Source organism: Leifsonia sp. Leaf336, from assembly GCF_001423695.1.
Taxonomy (GTDB): Bacteria; Actinomycetota; Actinomycetes; order Actinomycetales; family Microbacteriaceae; genus Leifsonia.
The window spans coordinates 1,791,929-1,814,218 of sequence record NZ_LMOZ01000001.1; the positions used below are offsets into that span (position 1 = coordinate 1,791,929).

Annotated in this window: 18 protein-coding genes; 8 read left to right on the plus strand and 10 right to left on the minus strand. The window is 69.4% G+C overall.

Annotation, left to right across the window (positions count from 1 at the left end):
- Positions 1 to 14: 14 nt before the first annotated feature.
- Complete coding sequence (locus ASF88_RS08625) at positions 15 to 2,540, minus strand: Rne/Rng family ribonuclease (RefSeq protein ID WP_055916386.1); 2,526 nt, start codon at positions 2,538 to 2,540, stop codon at positions 15 to 17.
- A 317-nt stretch (positions 2,541 to 2,857) separates the two neighbouring features.
- On the opposite strand from ASF88_RS08625, the gene ASF88_RS08630 reads away from it, so the two are divergent.
- Entirely contained in the window at positions 2,858 to 3,502 is a 645-nt protein-coding gene (locus ASF88_RS08630; RefSeq protein WP_235493339.1) for a vitamin K epoxide reductase family protein, read from the plus strand.
- Positions 3,503 to 3,573: 71 nt separating this feature from the next.
- On the opposite strand, the gene ndk is transcribed toward ASF88_RS08630, so the two are convergent.
- The 5 genes from ndk to ASF88_RS08655 form a co-directional block, all read right to left on the minus strand.
- A complete protein-coding gene (gene ndk, locus ASF88_RS08635) occupies positions 3,574 to 3,996 on the minus strand; it encodes a nucleoside-diphosphate kinase (protein ID WP_055916388.1) in 423 nt (140 codons plus the stop codon).
- The gene (locus ASF88_RS08640) at positions 3,993 to 4,391 is read right to left on the minus strand and encodes a DUF4233 domain-containing protein (protein WP_055916390.1); all 399 of its coding nucleotides are present in this window, start codon (positions 4,389 to 4,391) and stop codon (positions 3,993 to 3,995) included. Before ASF88_RS08640 ends, ndk begins: the two co-directional genes overlap by 4 nt.
- The gene (locus ASF88_RS08645; protein WP_055916393.1) at positions 4,388 to 5,755 is read right to left on the minus strand and encodes a bifunctional folylpolyglutamate synthase/dihydrofolate synthase; all 1,368 of its coding nucleotides are present in this window, start codon (positions 5,753 to 5,755) and stop codon (positions 4,388 to 4,390) included. Before ASF88_RS08645 ends, ASF88_RS08640 begins: the two co-directional genes overlap by 4 nt.
- Positions 5,752 to 9,135, minus strand: a complete 3,384-nt coding sequence (ileS, locus tag ASF88_RS08650; RefSeq protein ID WP_055916394.1) for an isoleucine--tRNA ligase — start codon at positions 9,133 to 9,135, stop codon at positions 5,752 to 5,754. Before ileS ends, ASF88_RS08645 begins: the two co-directional genes overlap by 4 nt.
- Positions 9,136 to 9,352: 217 nt before the next feature.
- A complete protein-coding gene (locus ASF88_RS08655) occupies positions 9,353 to 9,985 on the minus strand; it encodes a TetR/AcrR family transcriptional regulator (RefSeq protein WP_055916396.1) in 633 nt (210 codons plus the stop codon).
- 64 nt (positions 9,986 to 10,049) lie between these two features.
- Here ASF88_RS08655 and ASF88_RS08660 point away from each other — a divergent pair, with 64 nt between their 5' ends.
- The 5 genes from ASF88_RS08660 (at position 10,050) to ASF88_RS08680 (ending at position 15,365) form a co-directional block, all read left to right on the plus strand.
- Entirely contained in the window at positions 10,050 to 11,411 is a 1,362-nt protein-coding gene (locus ASF88_RS08660) for an MFS transporter (protein ID WP_055916398.1), read from the plus strand.
- 94 nt (positions 11,412 to 11,505) lie between these two features.
- Positions 11,506 to 14,115 (plus strand): valine--tRNA ligase, encoded by a 2,610-nt coding sequence (gene valS / locus ASF88_RS08665; protein ID WP_055916400.1) that lies wholly within the window; start codon positions 11,506 to 11,508, stop codon positions 14,113 to 14,115.
- On the plus strand, positions 14,112 to 14,558 hold the full coding sequence (locus tag ASF88_RS08670) for a GNAT family N-acetyltransferase (RefSeq protein WP_055916402.1): 447 nt from the start codon (positions 14,112 to 14,114) through the stop codon (positions 14,556 to 14,558). The genes valS and ASF88_RS08670 overlap by 4 nt, the downstream gene beginning before the upstream one ends.
- A 70-nt stretch (positions 14,559 to 14,628) precedes the next feature.
- On the plus strand, positions 14,629 to 15,099 hold the full coding sequence (locus ASF88_RS08675; protein ID WP_055916404.1) for a GNAT family N-acetyltransferase: 471 nt from the start codon (positions 14,629 to 14,631) through the stop codon (positions 15,097 to 15,099).
- Positions 15,099 to 15,365 carry a hypothetical protein gene (locus ASF88_RS08680; protein WP_055916406.1) on the plus strand — a complete coding sequence of 89 codons (267 nt, stop codon included), beginning with the start codon at positions 15,099 to 15,101 and terminating at the stop codon, positions 15,363 to 15,365. Before ASF88_RS08675 ends, ASF88_RS08680 begins: the two co-directional genes overlap by 1 nt.
- Before the next feature lie 25 nt (positions 15,366 to 15,390).
- On the opposite strand, the gene ASF88_RS08685 is transcribed toward ASF88_RS08680, so the two are convergent.
- From ASF88_RS08685 to ASF88_RS08695, 3 genes are read right to left on the minus strand one after another with little or no spacing between them, the layout of a single operon-like run.
- On the minus strand, positions 15,391 to 15,576 hold the full coding sequence (locus ASF88_RS08685) for a hypothetical protein (RefSeq protein ID WP_055916407.1): 186 nt from the start codon (positions 15,574 to 15,576) through the stop codon (positions 15,391 to 15,393).
- The gene (locus tag ASF88_RS08690) at positions 15,573 to 16,883 is read right to left on the minus strand and encodes an MFS transporter (protein WP_055916409.1); all 1,311 of its coding nucleotides are present in this window, start codon (positions 16,881 to 16,883) and stop codon (positions 15,573 to 15,575) included. The genes ASF88_RS08685 and ASF88_RS08690 overlap by 4 nt, the downstream gene beginning before the upstream one ends.
- A complete protein-coding gene (locus ASF88_RS08695) occupies positions 16,880 to 17,512 on the minus strand; it encodes an ArsR/SmtB family transcription factor (RefSeq protein WP_055916411.1) in 633 nt (210 codons plus the stop codon). Before ASF88_RS08695 ends, ASF88_RS08690 begins: the two co-directional genes overlap by 4 nt.
- 106 nt (positions 17,513 to 17,618) lie before the next feature.
- Here ASF88_RS08695 and ASF88_RS08700 point away from each other — a divergent pair, with 106 nt between their 5' ends.
- Together ASF88_RS08700 and ASF88_RS08705 are read left to right on the plus strand one after the other, a co-directional pair.
- Positions 17,619 to 19,658, plus strand: a complete 2,040-nt coding sequence (locus ASF88_RS08700; RefSeq protein WP_055916413.1) for a M3 family metallopeptidase — start codon at positions 17,619 to 17,621, stop codon at positions 19,656 to 19,658.
- A gap of 81 nt (positions 19,659 to 19,739) precedes the next feature.
- A complete protein-coding gene (locus ASF88_RS08705) occupies positions 19,740 to 21,047 on the plus strand; it encodes an ion channel protein (protein WP_055916415.1) in 1,308 nt (435 codons plus the stop codon).
- On the opposite strand, the gene clpX is transcribed toward ASF88_RS08705, so the two are convergent.
- A complete protein-coding gene (gene clpX, locus ASF88_RS08710) occupies positions 21,004 to 22,278 on the minus strand; it encodes an ATP-dependent Clp protease ATP-binding subunit ClpX (RefSeq protein WP_055916417.1) in 1,275 nt (424 codons plus the stop codon). The genes ASF88_RS08705 and clpX overlap by 44 nt on opposite strands.
- Positions 22,279 to 22,290 lie beyond the last annotated feature (12 nt).

Below are 22,290 nucleotides of genomic sequence, written 5' to 3' on the forward strand. Positions count from 1 at the left end.
GTTGGGGTCGGTGATCAGGCGTCGCGCTGGTCGCCCGCGAGCTCACCGCCCGTGATGACAGCGGTGCTGGCACGACGGCCGCGGCTGCGCCCCTGACCGGCCGCCTTCGGGTGCGGGAGGGCGTCGAGCACGGAGTCGAGCAGGAGCTCGGTCTCCACGGCGGAGGCCGCAGGAGCGTGCTGCTCGGTCGGCGCGGGCAGGTCGATCAGCGGGAGGTCGACAGCCGAGGCGGCCTCCGGCTCGGCTGCGGCGTCTGCAGCCGGTGCGTCGGCCTCGTTCGCTGCCGGCTCGGCCTGCTGTTCCGGGGTCTCGCTGCGCTGCTCGTCGCGCTGGCTCTTGCTCTTGCGCCGGCGCTTCTTGGGCGCGGCGTCCGCGGCGGGCGCCGCCTGCGCGGTCCGTGCGTCGTCGGCGGCGGGTGCCTGAGCATCACCGGCGGGGGCGTCCTCGCCCTCGTGGTGCAGGTGCAGCGTGGAGGCCGCGATCTGCGCGAGGGCGTTCTTGGCGTCGTCGGTGATGGCGTGCGTGCCGTTGCCGCTGTGCTGGGCGGTCGACGGGGCCTGGCCACCGCCGTTGCCTCCGCGACCGCGGCGGCGCTCGCTCTGCGGCTGCTGCTGCGGCTGACGGTGCTTCACGACCGGGTCGTGGTGCACGATCACGCCACGGCCGGCGCAGACCTCGCAGGCCTCGCTGAAGGTCTCCAGCAGGCCGAGGCCGAGCTTCTTGCGGGTCATCTGCACCAGGCCGAGCGAAGTGACCTCTGCCACCTGGTGCTTGGTCCGGTCGCGGCTCAGGCACTCGATGAGGCGGCGCAGCACGAGGTCGCGGTTGGACTCCAGCACCATGTCGATGAAGTCGACGACGATGATGCCGCCGATGTCGCGCAGCCGGAGCTGGCGGACGATCTCCTCCGCGGCCTCCAGGTTGTTCTTGGTGACGGTCTCCTCGAGGTTGCCGCCGGAGCCCACGAACTTTCCGGTGTTGACGTCGACGACGGTCATCGCCTCGGTGCGGTCGATGACCAGCGAGCCGCCCGAGGGCAGCCAGACCTTGCGCTCCAGCGCCTTCTCGATCTGCTCGGTGATGCGGAACTCGTCGAAGGCGTCGCGGTCGCCGGTGTAGGCCTCCACGCGGTCGATCAGGTCCGGAGCGACCTGGCGGAGGTAGCTCTCGATTGTCTGGCGCGCGTCGTCGCCGGCGATGACCAGCTTCTGGAAGTCCTCGTTGAAGACGTCGCGGATGATCTTGATGAGCAGGTCGGGCTCGCTGTGCAGGAGCGCGGGCGCCTGCTGCGTCTCGACCTGCCGGCTGATGTCGGCCCACTGCGCCGTCAGACGCGTGACGTCGAGGGTGAGCTGCTCTTCGGTCGCACCTTCGGCGGCCGTGCGCACGATCACGCCGGCGTTCTCGGGAAGCACCTCTTTGAGGATCTTCTTGAGGCGCGAACGCTCGGTGTCGGGGAGCTTGCGGCTGATGCCGTTCATGGAGCCGTTGGGCACGTAGACCAGGTAGCGGCCCGGCAGCGAGATCTGGCTGGTGAGCCGGGCGCCCTTGTGACCGACCGGGTCCTTCGTCACTTGCACGAGCACGCGGTCGCCGGCCTTCAGAGCGAGCTCGATACGGCGCGGCTGGTTGCCCGTCTCGACGGCGTCCCAGTCGACCTCGCCGGAGTACAGCACGGCGTTGCGGCCGCGGCCGATGTCGACGAAGGCGGCCTCCATGCTCGGCAGCACGTTCTGCACGCGACCGAGGTAGACGTTGCCGATGAGGGAGGCCTCCTGCGACCGGGCGACGTAGTGCTCGACCAGGACCTTGTCCTCCAGGACGCCGATCTGGATGCGGCCGCCCTTCGAACGGACGATCATCTGGCGGTCGACCGACTCGCGGCGCGCGAGGAACTCGGCTTCGGTGATCACGGGGCGGCGACGGCCCGCATCGCGGCCATCGCGACGGCGCTGCTTTTTGGCCTCCAGCCGCGTCGAGCCCTTGACCTTCTGCGGCTCGGTGATCAGCTCGGGCTCGCGCGGGGTGCGGACCTTGACGACGGTGTTCGCCGGGTCGTTCGCCTCGTTGCGGCCGTTCTCGCCCGCACGCCGGCGCGAACGACGGCGGACCGAGCCCGTCGGCTCCTCGTCGGGGAGCGGCGGCAGCGGCAGGACGTCGGGGGCCTGGAACAGCAACGTCGTCGGCGGGAGGCCCGGGACGTACGCGGCGGCGGCCTCCGGCTGGTCGCCGTAGCGGTCGGGCAGTGCCGGAGGCTCGTGACCGTCGGCGGTGGCGACCACCGCGACGGCCTGCTCCTCGGTCAGCGCGATCGTCGCGTCCGGGGTCTCAGCGGTGACTGCGGCGACCTGCTCCTCGTCTGGAGCCTGCTCGACGGCGACCTGCTCGGCCGCGACCTCGCGCTCCTCGGCGAACACAGGAGTCTCCGCCGTGCCGGCCGGTCTGGTGACCCGCCTGCCGCCGAAGATGCTGCGACGCCTGCGTCCTCCTGAGCTCTGATCGTTGCTGTTCGTGTTGTCGATATTCTCGTTTTCCACCATCGCTGGTGCACTCCTCGACCGGCTGCGGCAACCCGCTCGCCGGGTACTCTCCGTCGGAGGCGCCGCATGCGGCCCTTCCGTAATCCTTGATCGGACGGCGGGTGCTCGTGGCACCGTCCGTCCGGCTTCACTTGTCTCGTGCCGGTCGTGAGCGACCGGCTGTTCATTCGGACGCACTTGGCGCCCTAAGCCTTCTTCAGTGTCGGCCGACGAGCTGTCGGCACGACTTATCCAATGATTATCGCATGTCGGGAGCTTTGGACCGGTGCGACCCGCGTTCACAGAAGCGCCGCGCCGCGTCATGCCATAATCCGACTGTGCCTGCCTCGAAGACCGCGCCCACCGCACCGACGACCGAACCCGCACCCGCGCCGTACCGTCGTCCGACCGCACTCGCGATCTTCCTGATCGTCGCCGGCGTGATCGGCCTCTGGGCGGCCTGGATGCTCACGGTGGACAAATTCGACCTGCTCGAGAACGCGAACGCTCAGCTCTCGTGCAACTTCAACGTCCTGGTCGGGTGCAGCAAGAACCTCAACTCGTGGCAGGGCTCCCTGCTCGGCTTCCCGAACCCGATCCTCGGCCTCGGCGGCTGGACAGCGACGATCGCCGTCGGCGTCGGGCTCTTCGCCGCCGGCCGCTTCGCCCGCTGGTACTGGATCGCCTTCAACGTCGGCGTCGTGCTCGCCCTCGTGCTCGTCATCTTCCTGATCACCCAGTCGATCACCGTGCTCAACGTGCTGTGCCCCTGGTGCATGGTCACCTGGACGGTGACGATCCCGACTTTCTGGGCCGTGACGCTCTACAACCTCAAGGAGGGCAACATCCCGCTGCCCGAGCGTGCGAGGAAGCTCTTCGGCACGCTCTACAGCTGGGTGCCCCTGATCACGATCGTCAGCTACGCGATCGTGGCGATCCTGGCGCAGATCCAGCTCGACTGGATCCACCGCGCGTTCGTCTGAGCCGCCCGAACACAGCAGAAGGGCTCCCGACCGGATGGTCGGGAGCCCTTCTGGTGTGGGAGAGCGCGCGCTCAGCCGAACCAGAGCGCGAGCTCGCGCTGCGCCGACTCGGGCGAGTCGGAGCCGTGCACCAGGTTCTGCTGCACCTTGAGACCCCAGTCGCGAGCCAGGTCGCCGCGGATCGTGCCGGGTGCGGCCGTCGTCGGGTCGGTCGCACCGGCGAGCGAGCGGAAGCCCTCGATCACGCGGTTGCCTGCGACGCGCAGGGCGACGATCGGCCCCGACTCCATGAACTCGACGAGGGGCTCGTAGAACGGCTTGCCCTCGTGCTCGGCGTAGTGCTTCGCGAGCAGCTCGCGATCGGCCTGCAGCATGCGCACGTCGACGAGCGAGTAGCCCTTCGCCTCGATGCGACGCAGGATCTCGCCCGTGAGGTTGCGGGCGACTCCGTCGGGCTTGACGAGGACGAGGGTCTCTTCGACAGCGGTGGTCATCTGGTCTCCGTTCGGTTGTTGCGGTCGATGCGGGAGGCGGCGATCATGCAGTAGGTCCACATGGCCGTGAAGATCGCCCCCACGATGAAGAAGGCGGGCACGAGGAAACCGGCGGCGACGACGACGAGCTGCACGATCCAGCCCAGGACGACACCGACGCGGTTCCGCATCAGCCCGATGGCGACGATCATCAGGACGACGACCACCGCTCCCCCGCCCAGCGCGATCCACGCGGGCAGGCTCTTGAGCCCGAAGAGCACGAGGGCTCCCAGGAAGACGACGATGAGCTCGAAGCCCAGCACGATCGAGCCGAGGCTCTCGCGCAGCGTCCGCTGCCGCCGGGCACGTGGAGGCTTGGCGGGCTCGTCCGGGCCGGCAGGGGTCTCGCCGGTCACGCGGTCGCGTCCTTCCAGCCCTGCTCGTCGGCGTAGGCCATCGCGGCGCCCACCAGAACGATCGAGCCGGTGACGACCACGGCGCGCCGGGGCTCCTCGCCCGCCCACTCACGGGCGGCCTCCAACGCGTCGAGCGCGTCGGAGTAGACGATGGTCGCCTCGTCCCCCGCCTCCTCGCGGACGATGTCGCCGAGCTCGTCGGCCGCCAGCGCGCGGTCGGAGGCCGGCTCCGTCACGAAGAACTGAGCGGCCGCGGGGGTGAGCGCCCGGACCACGCCGCGCGCGTCCTTGTCGGCGAGGCTGCCGAGCACGAAGGTGAGCTCGTCGAAATCGAAGTAGCGGCGCACCGCCTCGGCGAGCGTCGACGCGCCCGCCGGGTTGTGGGCGGCGTCGACCAGGATGGTCGGCTCGACGCCGATGAGCTGCAGCCGCCCGGGCGAGTTCGACGTGGCGAAGCCCTCTTCGACCAGCTCGGCGTTGAGCGGCTGGCTGCCGCGGCCCAGGAACGTCTCCACCGCCGCGACGGCCACGGCCGCGTTCTGCGCCTGGTGGTCGCCGTACAGCGGGAGGAAGACGTCTTCGTACGTCGCCGCGCGACCGCGCACGGTCACGAGCTGGCCTCCGACCGCGACCCGCGTGTCGACGACGTCGAACGCCTGCGGCTGCGCGGCCAGGGTCGACTCGGTGAGCCGGGCCGCCTCCTCCAGCTCGGCCATGGCCTCCGGCACCTGGGCCGAGGTGACGACGTCGGCGGAGGGCTTGATGATGCCCGACTTGGTGCGGGCGATCTCGCGGACCGTGTCGCCCAGCTGCCGGGTGTGGTCGAGCGAGATCGGCGTGAAGACCGCCACCTGCCCGTCTCCGACGTTGGTGGAGTCCCACTCGCCGCCCATGCCGACCTCGATCACCGCGACGTCGACGGGGGCGTCGGCGAAGGCGGCGAACGCGAGTGCCGTCAGCGCCTCGAAGAACGTCAGCGGCGCTTTGCCTTGGGCCTCCAGCTCGGAGTCCACGATCTCCAGGTACGGACGCACGTCCTCCCAGTTGCGCACGAGCGCCTCGTCGGAGATCGGCTGGCCGTCGATCGTGATCCGCTCGTTGAAGCGCACCAGGTGCGGGCTCGTGAGCAGACCGGTGCGCAGTCCGTAGGCGCGCAGGAGGCTCTCGGCGATGCGGCTGGTCGACGTCTTGCCGTTGGTGCCGGTGATGTGGATGATCGGGTACGCCCGCTGCGGGTCCCCCAGCAGCTCGACGGCCCGGCGGGTGGCGTCCAGCCGACGCTCCGGAGCGCCCTCGCCGACGCGCGCGAGCAGCGCCTGGTAGACGGCCTCCGCTTCCTCTCGCAGCTCCTCGTCGTCGGTCATCGGGTCTCCTCCACCTTCGTCACCCCGACGGTGAACCGGCCCGCATTCGCAAACTGGCCAGCGCCGAACTCCTTCACGAACCCGTCTCCGTCGTCGTCGAGGACGTCGCTCGCCGACGCGAACGCGAACTCCAGAGCCAGGGTTTCGGCCGCGATGTCGACGGCGTCGCCGGCGAGAGCGATCGCCCGGGCGTCGTCGTCGTGCTCGAACGCGACGCTCAGCTCGATCCGGTCGCTGACGTCGAGCCCGGCCGCCTTGCGCGTGTCCTGCACCGCGCGGATGACGTCGCGGGCCAGGCCCTCGGCCTCGAGTTCGGGCGTCGTGGCGGTGTCGAGCAGGATGAAGCCTCCGCCCGGGAGCAGCGCCAGGGCCGACGAGGCGTCCTCGTCGGTCTGAGCGGTCTCCAGGACCAGCTCGTACTCGCCCTCGACGAGCTCCACGCCGCCCACGGTAACCACTCCGTCGTGCTCCGACCAGTCACCGGAGCGCGCCGCCTGGATGACCTGCTGCACCTGCTTGCCGAGCCGCGGGCCGGCCGCGCGCGCGTTGACCGTCAGCCGGCTCGTGATGCCGTAGGAGGCCGCGCTGTCGTCGGCGAGCTCGACCAGTTCGACGGCCTTGACGTTCAGCTCGTCGCGGAGGATCGCCTCGAACGGACGCAGGGCGTCCGCGTCGGCGGCGACCACCGTGAGCGACGCCAGCGGGAGGCGCACCCGGCGCCCCGATTGCTTGCGCAGCGAGAGCGTGGTCGAGCTGATCGCGCGGATGCGGTCCATCGCGTCGACGAGCGCGTCGTCAGCGGGGAACACGTCGGCCTCCGGCCAGTCGGTGAGGTGGACGCTGCGCCCGCCGGTGAGGTCCTTCCAGATGCGCTCGGAGACCAGGGGGAGCAGTGGAGCCGCAACCCGCGTCATCGTCTCGAGCACCGTGTACAGCGTGTCGAAGGCCTCTGTGCCGGCTCCGTCCTCCGAGACGCCGACCCAGAACCGGTCGCGAGAGCGGCGCACGTACCAGTTGGTGAGCACGTCGGCGAAGTCGCGGAGCTTCGCCGCGGCGAGCGTGGAGTCGAGACCCTCGAGGTCGACGGTCACGGCCTCCACCAGGTCGCGCGTCTTGGCGAGCAGGTACCGGTCGAGCACGTCGGTGGAGGCGGTGGAGTGCTTCGCCTCGTAGCCCGTCGCGTTGGCGTACAGCGAGAAGAAGTACCACGTGCTCCACAGCGGCAGCAGCACCTGGCGGACGCCCTCTCGGATGCCCTCCTCCGTCACGATCAGGTTGCCGCCGCGCAGAACGGGGCTCGACATCAGGAACCAGCGCATCGCGTCGGAGCCGTCGCGGTCGAAGACCTCGTTGACGTCGGGATAGTTGCGCAGCGACTTGGACATCTTCTGCCCGTCGCTGCCCAGCACGATGCCGTGCGAGATCACGTTCTTGAACGCCGCCCGATCGAACAGCGCCGTGCCGAGCGTGTGCAGCAGGTAGAACCAGCCGCGGGTCTGGCCGATGTACTCGACGATGAAGTCCGCGGGGTTGTGGCTGTCGAACCAGTCGTGGTTCTCGAACGGGTAGTGCACCTGGGCGAACGGCATCGACCCCGAGTCGAACCACACGTCGAGCACGTCGGGTATGCGGCGCATCGTCGACCGGCCCGACGGGTCGTCGGGGTTGGGCCGGGCGAGCTCGTCGATGAACGGGCGGTGGAGGTCGGGCTCGCCCGCGGCGTTGACCGGCAACCTCCCGAAGTCGCGCTCGAGCTCCTCCAGCGATCCGTAGACGTCGACTCGGGGGTATGCGGGGTCGTCGCTCTTCCACACCGGGATCGGCGAGCCGAAGTAACGGTTGCGCGACACCGACCAGTCGCGGGCGCCGGCGAGCCACTTGCCGAACTGGCCGTCCTTGACGTTCTCGGGCACCCAGTTGATGCCCTGGTTCAGCTCGACCATGCGGTCGCGGAACTCGGTGACGCGCACGAACCAGCTCGACACCGCCTTGTAGATCAGCGGGTTGCGGCAGCGCCAGCAGTGGGGGTACGAGTGCTCGTAGCTCGCCTGACGCAGCAGGCGGCCCTCCTCGCGCAGCAGCGTCGTGAGCGGCTTGTTGGCTTCGAACACCTGCAGGCCGGCGACGTCCTGCACCTCCGGGAGGAAGCGCGCGCCGTCGTCCACGGAGATGATCACCGGGATGCCCGCGGCTTCACAGACCCGCTGGTCGTCCTCGCCGTAGGCGGGCGCCTGGTGCACGATGCCGGTGCCGTCCTCCGTCGTCACGTAGTCGTCGACGAGGATCTGCCACGCGTTCTGCGTGCCGTACTTCTCGGTGTCGGCGTAGTAGTCCCAGAGCCGGTCGTAGGTGACGCCCTCCAGCTCGCGGCCGACGATGGTGCGGGTGACCGCCTCGCGCGCCGACTCCGGGGAGCCGTAGCCCAGCTCTTTCGCGTAGTTGCCGACCAGGTCGACCGCCAGCAGGTACTCGCCGCTCAGCGACTCCTCCTGAAGGCCGGCGCCGTGCCGGCCGCTCGCGCGTCCGTGCACGTCCGCAGCGCCGTTCGGACCGGCGGGGACGACGGCGTACCGGATGTCGGGGCCGACCACCAGCGCGAGGTTGGTGGGCAGCGTCCACGGTGTCGTCGTCCAGGCGAGGGCGCGGACACCGGTGAGGCCCAGAGCCTCCGCCTTGGCGCCGGTGAGCGGGAACGTCACGGTGACGGTCTGGTCCTGGCGCATCTTGTAGACGTCGTCGTCCATGCGCAGCTCGTGGTTCGACAGCGGGGTCTGGTCGCGCCAGCAGTACGGCAGCACGCGGTGGCCCTCGTAGGCGAGGCCCTTCTCGTGCAGCTGCTTGAACGCCCAGATCACCGACTCCATGTACGAGGTGTCGAGGGTCTTGTAGTCGTTGTCGAAGTCGACCCAGCGCGCCTGGCGGGTGACGTACTCCTGCCACTCGCGCGTGTAACGCAGCACGGAGTCCTTCGCGGCCTGGTTGAACGCCGCGAGCCCCATCTCCTCGATCTGGCTCTTGTCGGTGATGCCCAGCTGCCGCTCGGCCTCCAGCTCGGCGGGGAGACCGTGCGTGTCCCAGCCGAACCGGCGCTCGACCTTCTTGCCGCGCATGGTCTGGAAGCGCGGGAAGACGTCCTTCGCGTACCCGGTCAGCAGGTGACCGTAGTGCGGGAGGCCGTTCGCGAACGGAGGACCGTCGTAGAAGACCCACTCGGGAGCGCCCTCGCGGTTCTCGACTGAGGCGCGGAACGTGCCGTCCTCGGCCCAGAAAGCGAGGACGTCCGTCTCGATCTCCGGGAACACCGGCGACGGCGTGACATCCTGACGCGGCTCGCGCCCGGGCTCGGCGGGACCATCCGGTGCGGACTTGGGGTACGGCATCTCTCTCCTGGCAGTTCTCGACTCTGCACGAGGACGCCGGACGCTTGCGCCCGCCGCGGTACCACCCCGCTTGCCCCCTCCGCCTCCGGCGCCGAAGAGAACCACTCGTCTGCGGCTGTGACGGGCCTGCCCCGTTCGGTTCTACTGAGCGGGCGAGTGCCCGCCGTTCTTCCGAAGACTCGCCGGTGATAGCCGGGTCGACGTCGTTCGCACCAGTCTATCGGTTGGCGAGCACGGTCGCGAAGCCCGCGCAGACCGGCTCGACAGCGTCGCGCATCACCGGGGTGAGGGGGCCACGGCCCACGCCCGCGCGGGCCCAGACGCCCGCCGCGGCCACCGCTGCGCCGACGACCGCGGTCGCCGCCGCCCGCGGGAGGAGCCCGCCGGGGTCGTCGCCCGTCCGCCGGGCGATCGCGGCCTCCACCTGGCGCACCACTGTCAGGAAGCGCGGGAGGGCGGACGCCTGGAGCTCGCCGTCGGTGCCCATCAGCTCGACCTGCGTCACCGCGAGCGGAAGCCGCTCAGGGCCGAAGCCGTCGGCCAGCCGCACGACGGCGGCGAGCACGGCCGTCATGGGCTCCACGTCGTCGCCCGCCGCGGCGAGCATGGCGGGGAACGCCGCCAGCGACTCGTCGACCTCCAGCCAGAGCAGGTCGCTCTTGGAGGAGAAGTAGTTGAAGAAAGTCGCCCGGCTCACTCCGGCCCTGCGAGCGATGTCGTCGACGGTGGTGCCCGCGTACGTCTGCTCGAGGAAGAGCTCGCCCGCGGCCTCCGCGAGCATGCCGCGAGACGAGGCGCGCGGGCGCCCCGATCCGGCGGTGCCGTGGCCGCTGGAATGACGGGGTGTCATCGTGCGTTGTCTCCTCACGCCTAATATTGGACCCGGTTCAGATACCCCTGTCAGAAGGACACCCGTGACCTCCACCCCCACGCTCGCCGCAAGCGAGACCGACCGCCCCGGGATCACCCCGGGCACGGCTCGCCGCGTCGCCATCGCTTCGTTCGTCGGAACTTCCCTCGAATCGTACGACTTCTACCTCTACGCGTACTTCGCCGCGTTCTTCGTCGGCCCGCTGTTCTTCACGCCGCTCGGCGCGTTCGGCGGTGTGCTCGCCGGCTTCCTCGCGATCGCGGCCGGGTTCGTCATCCGCCCGGTCGGCGCCGTGGTCTTCGGCCACCTGGGAGACCGCATCGGACGGCGTCCCGTCCTCCTCATGACGATCCTGCTGATGGGCATCAGCACCGGACTGGTCGGCGTCCTGCCGACCTACGCGGCGGCCGGCTGGTTCGGCGGCGTCGTCCTCGTGCTGCTCCGGCTCGTGCAGGGACTCTCGCTCGGCGGCGAGTGGGGAGGCTCGATCCTGCTCGCGACCGAGTACGCCAACCCGAAGCGCCGCGGTTTCTACGCCGCCCTCCCCCAGCTCGGCTCGCCGGTCGGCTCCATCCTCAGCGCCGTCGTGTTCATCGTGCTGACACTCACGATGTCGCAGGCCGACATCGCGGCGTGGGGATGGCGCATCCCGTTCCTGACGGCGTTCCCACTGCTCCTGGTCTCGCTCTACCTGCGCTGGTCGATCGACGAGACGCCGGTGTTCCGCAAGCTCGTCGAGACCGGCCGGCGCGACCGCTTCCCGGTCATCGACGTGTTCAGAAAGGCCCCGACCGCCTTCGTGATCGCGATCGGCGCCGCGGTGCTCGGCATCGGCTCGTACTCGCTGATGAACACCTACATGGTCGACTACGGCACCGCGGTGCTCGGGTTCAAGTTCCAGGACCTCCTGGTGGCCACCACCATCGGCGGCCTGCTGCAGCTGGTCACCATCCCGCTGTTCGGGCTCTGGGCCACGAAGATCGGTTCGGCGCGCGTGGTCGCGATCGGAGCGATCGGAACGCTGGTCGTCGCCTTCCCGATGTATTTCGTGTTGCAGTCGGCATCCTTCGGTGTGCTCGTCGCCAGCATGATCATCGGCGGCATCCTTCCGACGCTCTCCTGGGCGGGACTCGGCGGGCTCATGTCCGATCTGTTCCCGAGCCCGATCCGCTACAGCGCGCTCTCGGTGGCCTACAGCGTGGCCGCGCTGCTCACCTCGTTCGTGCCCGCGCTGACGCTGGTCTTCGGCCAGGCGGTCGGCAACGCCTGGTGGCACCCGGGCATCGTCCTGGCTGTCATGTCGATCATCACCCTGGTCGCGGCCTGGGCGGCCGCCCGCCGCAGGCCGATCCTCGACGAGGATGCCGCAGTCGAGATCGGGGTGCCGGCGACCGACGTCGTCTGATCCCGGGTGGTCGTGGCTCTCCGGTACCCTTGATCGGTAACCCACACTCAGGCACCCCGTTGACACGGTGCCGCACATATCGAATCGGAGAGCCATGACCGCCGCGAACCCCGTGCCCGACAAGCCAGCACTCGAAGGCCTGGAGGCCGTCTGGGGCGACCGCTGGCAGCAAGACGGCACCTTCGCCTTCGATCGCGACGGCGCCATCGCCGCCGGCCGCGACGCGATCTACTCGATCGACACCCCCCCGCCCACGGCCTCCGGCTCGCTGCACATCGGTCACGTGTTCAGCTACACGCACACCGACATCGTCGCCCGCTTCCAGCGCATGCGCGGCAAGCGCGTCTTCTACCCGATGGGCTGGGACGACAACGGCCTGCCCACCGAGCGCCGCGTGCAGAACTACTACGGCGTGCGCTGCGACCCGTCGCTGCCCTACGAGGCCGACTTCGTGCCGCCGTTCGAAGGCGGCGACAACAAGAGCAGCAGGGCTGCCGACCAGAAGCCGATCTCGCGCCGCAACTTCATCGAGCTCTGCGAGCGGCTGACCGCCGAGGACGAGAAGCAGTTCGAGGCGCTCTGGCGCACCCTCGGTCTGTCCGTCGACTGGTCGCAGACCTACCGCACCATCGGGCGGGAGGCGCTGCACACCTCCCAGCGGGCGTTCCTCCGCAACATCGCTCGCGGCGAGGCCTACCAGGCCCTCGCGCCGACGCTGTGGGACATCACCTTCCGCACAGCAGTGGCCCAGGCCGAACTGGAGGACCGCGAGCAGCCGAGCGCCTACCACCGCGTCGGCTTCCACGGCGCCGACGGCCCGATCTACATCGAGACCACGCGTCCCGAACTCCTCCCCGCCTGTGTGGCCCTGGTGGCGCACCCGGACGACGAGCGCTACCAGCCGCTGTTCGGCACCACCGTGCGCACCCCCCTGTTCGACGTCGAAGTGCCCGTGGTCGCGCACCATCTGGCGCAGCCCGACAAGGGCACCGGAATCGCAATGATCTGCACCTTCGGCGACATCACCGACGTCACCTGGTGGCGGGAGCTCGACCTCCCGAACCGCGCGATCATCGGCTTCGACGGGCGCATCCTCCCCGAGCCGCCCGCGGTGATCGAGAGCGACGCGGGCCGCGAGGCCTACGCACAGCTCGCCGGCAAGACCGTGTTCTCGGCCAAGCAGGCCGTGGTGGAGCTGCTGCGCGCCTCCGGCGACATGGTCGGTGAGCCCAAGCCCATCCAGCACCCGGTCAAGTTCTTCGAAAAGGGCGACAAGCCGCTCGAGATCGTCTCCACCCGCCAGTGGTACGTGAAGAACGGCGCCCGCGACGAGAAGCTGCGCGAGCGGCTCATCGAGCTCGGCCGCGGCATCGACTGGCACCCCGACTTCATGCGGGTGCGCTACGAGAACTGGGTCAACGGCCTCACCGGCGACTGGCTGATCTCCAGGCAGCGGTTCTTCGGCGTGCCGATCCCGGTCTGGTACCCGCTCGACGCCGACGGCAACCCGATTTTCGACCAGCCGATCCTCCCGTCGGAGGACAGCCTCCCCGTCGACCCGTCGTCGGACGCCGCCCCCGGCTATGCGGAGGAGCAGCGCGGCCAGGCCGGCGGCTTCATCGGCGAGCACGACGTGATGGACACCTGGATGACCTCCTCGCTCACGCCGCAGCTGGCCGGCGGCTGGGTGGACGACCCCGAGCTCTTCCGCACGGTCTCCCCCTTCGACCTGCGCCCGCAGGGCCAGGACATCATCCGCACCTGGCTGTTCTCGACGCTGCTGCGCTCGCAGCTGGAGGACGGTGTCTCGCCGTGGACGAACGCCGCCATCTCCGGCTTCATCGTCGACCCCGACCGCAAGAAGATGTCGAAGTCGAAGGGCAACGTGGTCACCCCGGCCGACATCCTCGAGCGCCACGGCTCCGACGCGGTGCGCTACTGGGCCGCGTCCTCGCGCCTGGGCACCGACGCCTCGTTCGACCCGCAGAACCCGACCCAGATCAAGATCGGGCGGCGCCTGGCGATCAAACTGCTCAACGCCGCGAAGTTCATCCACGGCTTCGACGCGCCCGCCTCACTCGACCTGTCGCAGGTGACCTCTCCGCTCGACCGCAGCATGCTCCAGCAGCTCTCGGTCGTCGTCGGCGACGCCACCGCGGCGCTCGACGGCTACGACCACGCCCGCGCGCTCGAGATCGCCGAGACGTTCTTCTGGACCTTCTGCGACGACTACCTCGAGCTCGTCAAGGAGCGCGCGTACGGCGAATCGGACGCGGGGCAGGTATCCGCCGTCGTCGCCCTCCGCGTGGCGCTGTCCGCCTTCCTGCGCCTGTTCGCGCCGGTGCTCCCGTTCGCGTCCGAGGAGGCCTGGAGCTGGTCGGAGGCCGGCTCGGTGCACGTCGCCCCCTGGCCGCGCCCCGACGAGGTCGCCGCCGACTGGGCCGACGCGCACAGCGTCCTGACCGTGGTGGGCCGCGCCCTGACCGCCATCCGCGGCGCCAAGACGGCCGCGAAGGCCTCACAGCGCACGCCCGTCGACTCCGCCGTCATCAGCGGGCCGGCCGACGAGATCGCGGCCATCGAGTCGGCCGCGGCAGACCTGGCGTCGGTGGGCAGAATCGCCGAACTGCGTTTCGCATCCGCCGATGAGCTCTCGGTGACCGATATCCTCCTCACGCAGGTGCCCAGCGAGGAGGAACGATGACGGCTGATGTCCGGCGCGTGGAGGACAACGAGTTCTTCACCTGGCTCGACCTCTACGCGGGGTACGGCGAGTTCTACGAGACGCCCATCACCGACGAGAAGGCGCTTCTCGTCTGGAGCTGGATCACCGACCCCGCGAGCGGCGTCGAGGCGTACTTCGCGGTCGACGAGGAGGGCACTCCCATCGGCATCGCCCACGTGCGCGAGTTCGCCCGCCCGCTCGACGGCAGCAAAGGGCTCTACCTCGACGACCTGTTCGTCGTGCCGGACGCGCGCGGCGCGGGTGCAGGCACGGCGCTGCTCGAAGAGCTCCGCACCGTCGCGAAGGATCGCGGCCTCTCGGTGGTCCGCTGGATCACCGCGAAGGACAACCAGGAGGCGCGCAAGCTCTACGACCGTGTCGCGGAGAAGACGAAGTGGGTCACCTACGACCTCGTCCCCTGAACGGGTCCGCGATATGGTCGATACACGTCCGGTGATGCGAGCCGGGCAGGGAAGCCGAACGGAGGGGCTGATGTCGATCGAAGTTCGACCGGTCAAGGATGGCGACTTCTTCGCCTGGCTCGATCTCTACGCGAAGTACGCGGAGTTCTACGACACCGAGCTGACCGACCAGAGGGCACTCGTGCTCTGGTCGTGGCTCACGGACGCCGACCACGAGGAGGAGGGCTACGTCGCCGTCGACGGCGACCGCATCGTCGGGCTGGCGCACGTGCGCGAGTTCGCGCGGCCGCTGGAGGGCGACCGGGGGCTTTTCCTCGACGACCTCTACGTCCTGGAGGACGAGCGCGGCAAGGGCGTCGGCCACCAGCTGATCACCTCGGTCCGTTCGCTCGCCGAAGAGCGCAGGCTCGGCGTCGTGCAGTGGATCACCGCGAACGACAACGCCGACGCCCAGCGCGTCTACGACTCGGTCGCCAGCAAGACCGCCTGGGTGACCTACGAGATCGACCTCGTCGCCGCGCAGAAAGCCGAGACGGCCTGATGCAGCTCGGCACCCGCTGGGCCGTCGGTGAGGCCCCTCCCGCGAACCTCCCCGAGGTCGTGACCTACGCCGTCTCCACCGTCGAAGAGGAGCTGACGGCCACCGATGTCGAGACCGGCGGCTGGCGCTGGACGCTGACCTGGCTGGAGGGGAAGCCCGTGGTCGAGCTCGACGACGGCACGGTCATCCGCTACAACGACGCGGAAGACTCGGCGACGATCACCCAGGTGGTCGAGGCCGAGCCCTCCGACTTCGACGAGGCCTAGCTCTTCGCGCTTCGGGAGCGCGCGCTCAGCGCGGCAGCTGGGGCAGCATACGGGCTGCGCGATCGCGGTGCTGCTCGGCAGCGGCCACGAGCTCGGCGTGACGGGAGTGTCGTGCCGGTTGACGCATCCCCCACGCGGTGAGGGCGCGACCGAGCCGGAGTGCTGCGCGGTGGCTGAAGGGCCGGTGCGCGGGCACGGTGATGGCGGTCATGATGCGGTTCCTTCCGAGATGGTCTGGTTCTGGTCGTCCGATGATCGTGAGGTGGAGGCCTGCGCCTGCCCGTAACGGCCGGCGCTGAGCAGAAGGCGCGTCGCGATCAGCGCGAGCACCACGACCACGGCCCCGCCGATGACGAACGGCAGCCGCAGGTCGATGCGGGCGACGAAGCCGCCCAGGACGGTGGCGATCGGGGTGAGCCCCCAGCCGATGGTGCGCACGATCCCCATCGCCCGGCCGAGCATCGCGCCCGGGATGATCGCCTGCCGCAGCGCGCCCCACGGCACGTTCCAGACGGCGACGCCGAACGCTCCGACGGCGTAGGCGAGCACGCCGACGACGACGTCGCCGGTGAGCCCGACACCCAGGACGCCGAACCCGCTGATGAGGATCGCGACGTACATCACGCGGCCCCGCCCGAACCGGGCGACGAACCTGCTGGAGAGCAGGGCGCCGATGAGTGCTCCGACACCGACGGCGGCCGTGACGACGCCGACCATCGAGGCGGGCAGAGCGTAGGTCTGCAGCAGCAGGAGCACCACGCTCCCCTGAGCGAACGACAGCGCGGAGGCGGTGATGGAGGTCAGGATGATCATCTTCCGGAGGAACCGGTCGTCCCACAGGAAGCGGACGACCGCCTTCATGCCGGGCCGCGGTACGGCCTCCTCGTCGCCCTGCTGAGCGCCGATCAGATGTGCCCGAGCAGCCGCGACGGGGACGCTCAGCACCAGCAGGGCCGAGATCAGGAACCCGCTGCCGGTGAGCCACATCGGCAGCGCGATCGCCGCAGCGAAGAGGAAGCCGGCGATGGGCGTCGCGATGAAGTTCTGCACGACGATCTCAGCCGACTGCATCCGGCCGTTCGCCCGGTCGAGCTGGTCGCGGGTCACCAGGCTCGGCACGACCGTCGTCGTGGCGTTGTCGAACACCGTCTCGCCCAGCCCGAACAGCAGCACGCATCCGTAAAGGCTCCAGATCGTCAGGGCATCGGTCGCGATGAGCAGAGCCACCAGCGCGGCGACGGCGAACCGGAGGCCGTTGGCGACGGCCATGGCGACACGCCGGTCGACGCGATCGAGCAGCATCCCGGCCGGGATGCCGAACAACAGCCAGGGCAGGAACGTGACCGCCGTGAGACCGGCGATCAGCGCCGGGTCGCGGGTGAGCGTCGTAGCGATGAGTGGAACCGCCGTGCGCCCGATGCCGTCGGCGAGGTTGCTGGCGATCGCCGCGGTCCAGAGCCGCCCGAAGCCGCCACCGAGGCCGGTGCGCGCCGCGCCCACGGAGGCCCCGGTGCTCATCGGTGCTCCTGCTCGACCAGGGGGAAGGCGTTGAACTGGACCTGGACGCGCTTGCGATCGTCGTCCTGCTCGGTCTTCCACTTCTCCTTGAGGCGGTTCAGCAGCTTGTAATACTCGGTGGAGAGTTCGGAGAGCTGCTCGCGCGAGACCTCCAGATGGGAGGTCGACAGCGCGGCGGCCTCCATCCACTCCATGCCGAAGGTGTCGAGTCCGCGACGCAGGAAGGCGTTGAGGCGGCGCTCGTTGTTCTGCTGCCAATTGAGCGAGATCTGCTCCGTGATCTCGCGGCCTGCCGGCGTCTCGAGCGTCTCGGGGCCGCCGATGGTCACGCCGCCCGCCGCCATGCGCCACCAGCGCTCTCGGCCGCTCCCGCGCTCCGGATCCTCGACGACGATGTCGTGCTTGGCGAGCTGGCGGAGGTGGTAGCTCGTCGAGCCGCTCGACTCCCCCAGCCGCTCCGCCAGCATCGAGGCGGTCGCCGGACCGAAGTCCGAGAGCTCGTTCATGATCTCGACCCGAAGCGGATGCGCGAGCGCCCGCAGGGCCGGCATGCCGATCGATTCGAAATGCGGCTCGTATTCGTCGGTCGACTTCTCGGCGTCTGCGGGGGTGGGCTCGTCGGTGGACATGGGACCACCCTAGCGATGCAAAGGCTTCTTTGCAAGCAGTTCTTTGCAATTGATTCTTTGCAGCGATGTCTTTGGACCGAGGCCGGGGTGCCTCTAGGCTGGTCGAATGGCAGACACCGCGAATCCGTTCCTCTCCCCCAGCACGCTCCCGTATCAGCTCCCGCCGTTCGCCGAGATCCGCGACGAGCACTACCGCCCCGCGTTCGACCACGGGTTCGCCGAGCAACTCGCCGAGATCGCCGCGATCACCTCGTCCGCCGAGTCGCCGACCTTCGAGAACACGATGATCCCGCTGGAGCGGTCGGGCCAGACCCTGCAGCGAGTGGCGGAGGTCTTCTTCAACAAGAGCTCGTCCGACAGCACCGATTTCACGAACGCTCTGGAGGAGGAGATCGCTCCCCTGCTGGCCGCGCACCAGGACGCCATCCGGCTCGACCCGGCACTCTACGGCCGGATCCAGGACCTCCACGCGCGCCGCGCGTCCCTCGGGCTCGACGCTGAGGGCGTGTACCTCATCGAGCGCTATTACACTGAGTTCACACTCGCCGGCGCCGGCCTCGACGACGAGCAGAAGCAGCTGCTGCGCGACTACAACCAGCGCCTGTCGACGCTGACCACCCGGTTCGAGAAGAACCTGCTCGCCGACACCAACGAGCTCGCCGTGGTCTTCGACTCGGCGGAGGAGCTCGACGGCCTCGGCGACGGCGAGCTGTCCGCCGCGGCCGAAGCGGCCCGCGAGCGCGGCCTCGACGGCAAGTACGTCGTCACCCTCGTGCTGCCCACCGGTCACCCGTGGCTGGCGAGTCTCACGAACCGCGCGTCCCGGGAGCGCATCATGACCGCATCGCGGTCCCGCGGCATCCACGGCGGCGAGCACGACAACCGCGAGCTCGTGCTCGAGATCACCCGGCTGCGGGCCGAGCGCGCCCGGCTCCTCGGGTTCGACACGCACGCCGCCTTCGTGACCGCCGACGAAACCGCGAAGACCCCGCAGGCGGTCGCCGACATGCTCGGCCGGCTGGCGCCTCCCGCGGCTCGCAACGCGCGCGCCGAGGAGGCCGACCTCCAGAAGCAGCTCGCAGACGGCGAGACCGTACAGAGCTGGGACTGGGCGGCGCTCACGGGAACCGTGCGCCAGGAGAAGTTCGACGTCGACTTCGCGGCGATGCGCCCGTACTTCGAGGCAGAGCGCGTCCTGCGCGACGGCGTGTTCTACGCGGCGACGCAGCTCTACGGCATCACCTTCGAAGAGCGCCCGGACCTGGTCGCCTACCACCCCGAAGCGCGCGTGTTCGAGGTGCGCGACGAGGACGGCACGGGGGTCGGCCTCTACATCCTCGACCTGTACACCCGGGACTCCAAGCGCGGCGGCGCCTGGATGAACCCGCTCATCTCCCAGTCGGCGCTGCTCGACTACCCGACCGTCGTGGTCAACAACCTCAACGTGCCGAAGCCGGCTGCCGGTGAGCCCACGCTGCTGACCTACGACGAGACCAACACGCTCTTCCACGAGTTCGGTCACGCCCTCCACGGCCTGTTCGCACGTGTGACGTACCCGAAGTTCGCCGGCACCAACGTGTTCCGCGACTTCGTCGAGTTCCCCAGCCAGGTGAACGAGATGTGGATGCTCTGGCCCGAGATCGTCGCCAACTACGCCGTGCACCACCAGACCGGCGAGCGGATGCCGCAGGACCTGATCGACCGCCTCCACGCGTCGGAGTCGTTCAACGAGGGCTTCGCCACCAGCGAGTACCTGGCCGCGGCACTGCTCGACCAGGCCTGGCACGCGATCACGGCCGACGACGAGGTGACCGACGTCGCCGCGTTCGAGGCCACAGCCCTCGCCGCCGTCGGGCTCGACAACCCGGCCGTGCCTCCGCGGTACGCGAGCACGTACTTCGCGCACACCTTCTCCGGCGGCTACGACGCGGGCTACTACTCCTACATCTGGAGCGAGGTGCTCGACGCCGACACTGTCGAGTGGTTCAAGGAGAATGGCGGCCTGAAGCGCGAGAACGGCGACCGGTTCCGGCGCCGGCTGCTCGGCGTGGGAGGCTCGAAGGACCCGTTGGAGGCCTACCGCGACTTCCGCGGACGCGATGCGGTGATCGAGCCGCTGCTCAAGCGCCGCGGCCTGGACGGCTGAGCGGGGCCTAGCCCCCTTCCCGCGCGAGGCTCTACCCTGAGCGCATCGCCGCTGGGGCCCCAGCGCGGGAAGGGGCGCACCATGACGTCGAGGGAGCCGCAACCGGAGCTCGCCGCGCCATCCGTACGCTCGCTCGTGCTTCTGTCGATCCCGGCCGTGCTGATCGGTGTCATCAGCGCCCTCACGCTCTGGGTCGTCGACGAGGTCGCCGGAGTCATCGATGACGGCATCTGGAAGTCACTGCCCTCCGCGCTCGGCATCGACCCCTCGTCCGGCTGGTGGATCTTCCTGATCCTGACCGTCACCGGCCTGGCCGTGGGGCTGACGGTATGGCTCGTCCCCGGCCACGCGGGACCGGACTCGGCGACGACGGAGCTGGTCACGACCCCGCTGCGGATCGGGATCGTCCCGTCGCTCGCCCTCGCGGCCGTGCTCGGACTCGCCGGAGGCGTCAGCCTCGGGCCCGAGAACCCGATCATCGCCATCAACGTGAGCATCCTCGTCGCGCTGGTCGGCCGGATCTGGAAGGCGGTGCCGTCTCAGCTCGTGATGCTGATGGCGGCCTCCGGGACCATCGGTGCGCTGTTCGGCACGCCGGTCGCGGCCGCACTGGTCTTCACAGGCATCGTCGCGGCCGTGAAAGGCGGAGGCGCGCTGTGGGACAAGCTCTTCCTCCCCCTGGTGTCGGCCGCAGCGGGGTCGCTGACCATGACGCTCCTCGCGCATCCGCACCTCGCGATCCCGATGCCCGCCTACACCCACGTGACCGGCTGGGACGTGCTCGCGGCGCTGATCATCGGCGCGGTGGCGACCGGTGTCGGACTACTCGGCGCCGTGCTCTTCCCGCTGATCCACCGCGCGTTCCACGCCCTGCGCCAGCCAGTGCTGATCACCCTGGCCGGCGGCATCGTCCTCGGCCTCGTCGGAGCCGTCGGCGGCCCGATCACGCTGTTCAAGGGGCTGGAGCAGATGGGTACGCTCGTCGTGAACCGCGCCGACTACTCCATCGGGCAGCTGGTGCTGATCGTCGTGGTGAAGCTGGTCGCCCTGCTCGTCGCCGCCAGTTCGGGCTTCCGCGGCGGCCGCGTCTTCCCCGCCGTGTTCATCGGCGCAGCGCTGGGAACCCTCACAGTCGCCCTCGTTCCGGTGGTCCCGCTCCCGGTCGCGATCGCCGCCGCGGTCATGGGGATCACGCTCGCGGTCACCCGGGACGGCTGGATCGCGATCTTCGTCGGCGTGGCGGTGACGCAGAACCTGCTGGTGCTGCCGATCTTGTCGCTGGCCGTCCTGCCGGCGTGGCTGATGGTGACGAAGGCGCCAGAGTTCCTGATCACCCCGAAGGCGATTACGCCGACTTCTCCTCGCGCCGCGGACGGTGCGGGACGATAGTCGGCGCCGCGTTCTCGAGCACGGCCTCCTTCGTGACGACCACCCGGGCGACCTCGGAGCTCGAAGGCACCTCGAACATGATCGGCCCGAGCACCTCCTCCATGATCGCGCGGAGGCCGCGGGCTCCCGTCTTGCGCAGCACCGCGAGGTCGGCGATCGATTCCAGCGCGGAGTGCTCGAACTCGAGCTGCACGCCGTCGAGTTCGAACATGCGCTGATACTGGCGGACCAGTGCGTTCTTCGGCACGGTGAGAATCTGCATCAGGGCGTCCTGGTCGAGCGGCGTGACCGTCGTGACGACGGGCAGACGCCCGATGAACTCGGGGATGAGCCCGAACTTGTGCAGGTCTTCGGGCAGGACCTCGCTGAAGAGGTTGATGTCGTCGCCCTTGGAGTGCAGCGGGGCTCCGAAGCCGATGCCTTTCTTGCCCGCCCGCTGCGAGATGATGTCTTCGAGCCCCGCGAAGGCGCCGGCGACGATGAACAGCACGTTCGTCGTGTCGATCTGGATGAACTCCTGATGCGGGTGCTTACGGCCGCCCTGCGGCGGCACCGAGGCGACGGTGCCCTCCAGGATCTTGAGGAGCGCCTGCTGCACACCCTCGCCGGACACGTCGCGCGTGATCGACGGGTTCTCGGCCTTGCGGGCGATCTTGTCGACCTCATCGATGTAGATGATGCCGGTCTCGGCACGCTTGACGTCGTAGTCGGCGGCCTGGATCAGCTTGAGGAGGATGTTCTCGACATCCTCGCCGACGTAGCCGGCCTCGGTCAGCGCGGTGGCGTCGGCAACCGCGAACGGCACGTTGAGCCGTCGGGCCAGCGTCTGGGCGAGATAGGTCTTGCCGCAGCCGGTCGGGCCGATCAGGAGGATGTTCGACTTGGCGATCTCGACATCGTCCATGGCGTCGGCCGACGTCAGTGTCTGCTTGGCCCGCACCCGCTTGTAGTGGTTGTAGACGGCCACAGCCAGCGCGCGCTTCGCCGCCTCCTGGCCGATGACGTATTCCTCGAGGAAGCCGAAGATCTCCTTCGGCTTCGGGAGATCGAACTCGCCGGAGGCCTCTTCGCCCGCTTCGGCCAGTCGTTCCTCGATGATCTCGTTGCAGAGTTCGACGCACTCGTCGCAGATGTACACGCCCGGACCGGCGATCAGCTGCTGAACCTGCTTCTGGCTCTTGCCACAGAAGGAACACTTGAGCAGATCGGCGCTCTCCCCGATGCGTGCCATCCGTCTCCCCCT

Bases quoted from the DNA above. Each gene is read 5' to 3' on its own strand.
- ASF88_RS08625 (WP_055916386.1), bottom strand. From the start codon at position 2,540: ATGGTGGAAAACGAGAATATCGACAACACGAACAGCAACGATCAGAGC.
- ndk (WP_055916388.1), bottom strand. From the start codon at position 3,996: ATGACCACCGCTGTCGAAGAGACCCTCGTCCTCGTCAAGCCCGACGGA.
- ASF88_RS08645 (WP_055916393.1), bottom strand. From the start codon at position 5,755: ATGACCGACGACGAGGAGCTGCGAGAGGAAGCGGAGGCCGTCTACCAG.
- ileS (WP_055916394.1), bottom strand. From the start codon at position 9,135: ATGCCGTACCCCAAGTCCGCACCGGATGGTCCCGCCGAGCCCGGGCGC.
- ASF88_RS08655 (WP_055916396.1), bottom strand. From the start codon at position 9,985: ATGACACCCCGTCATTCCAGCGGCCACGGCACCGCCGGATCGGGGCGC.
- valS (WP_055916400.1), top strand. From the start codon at position 11,506: ATGACCGCCGCGAACCCCGTGCCCGACAAGCCAGCACTCGAAGGCCTG.
- ASF88_RS08670 (WP_055916402.1), top strand. From the start codon at position 14,112: ATGACGGCTGATGTCCGGCGCGTGGAGGACAACGAGTTCTTCACCTGG.
- ASF88_RS08675 (WP_055916404.1), top strand. From the start codon at position 14,629: ATGTCGATCGAAGTTCGACCGGTCAAGGATGGCGACTTCTTCGCCTGG.
- ASF88_RS08680 (WP_055916406.1), top strand. From the start codon at position 15,099: ATGCAGCTCGGCACCCGCTGGGCCGTCGGTGAGGCCCCTCCCGCGAAC.
- ASF88_RS08685 (WP_055916407.1), bottom strand. From the start codon at position 15,576: ATGACCGCCATCACCGTGCCCGCGCACCGGCCCTTCAGCCACCGCGCA.
- ASF88_RS08690 (WP_055916409.1), bottom strand. From the start codon at position 16,883: ATGAGCACCGGGGCCTCCGTGGGCGCGGCGCGCACCGGCCTCGGTGGC.
- ASF88_RS08695 (WP_055916411.1), bottom strand. From the start codon at position 17,512: ATGTCCACCGACGAGCCCACCCCCGCAGACGCCGAGAAGTCGACCGAC.
- ASF88_RS08700 (WP_055916413.1), top strand. From the start codon at position 17,619: ATGGCAGACACCGCGAATCCGTTCCTCTCCCCCAGCACGCTCCCGTAT.
- ASF88_RS08705 (WP_055916415.1), top strand. From the start codon at position 19,740: ATGACGTCGAGGGAGCCGCAACCGGAGCTCGCCGCGCCATCCGTACGC.
- clpX (WP_055916417.1), bottom strand. From the start codon at position 22,278: ATGGCACGCATCGGGGAGAGCGCCGATCTGCTCAAGTGTTCCTTCTGT.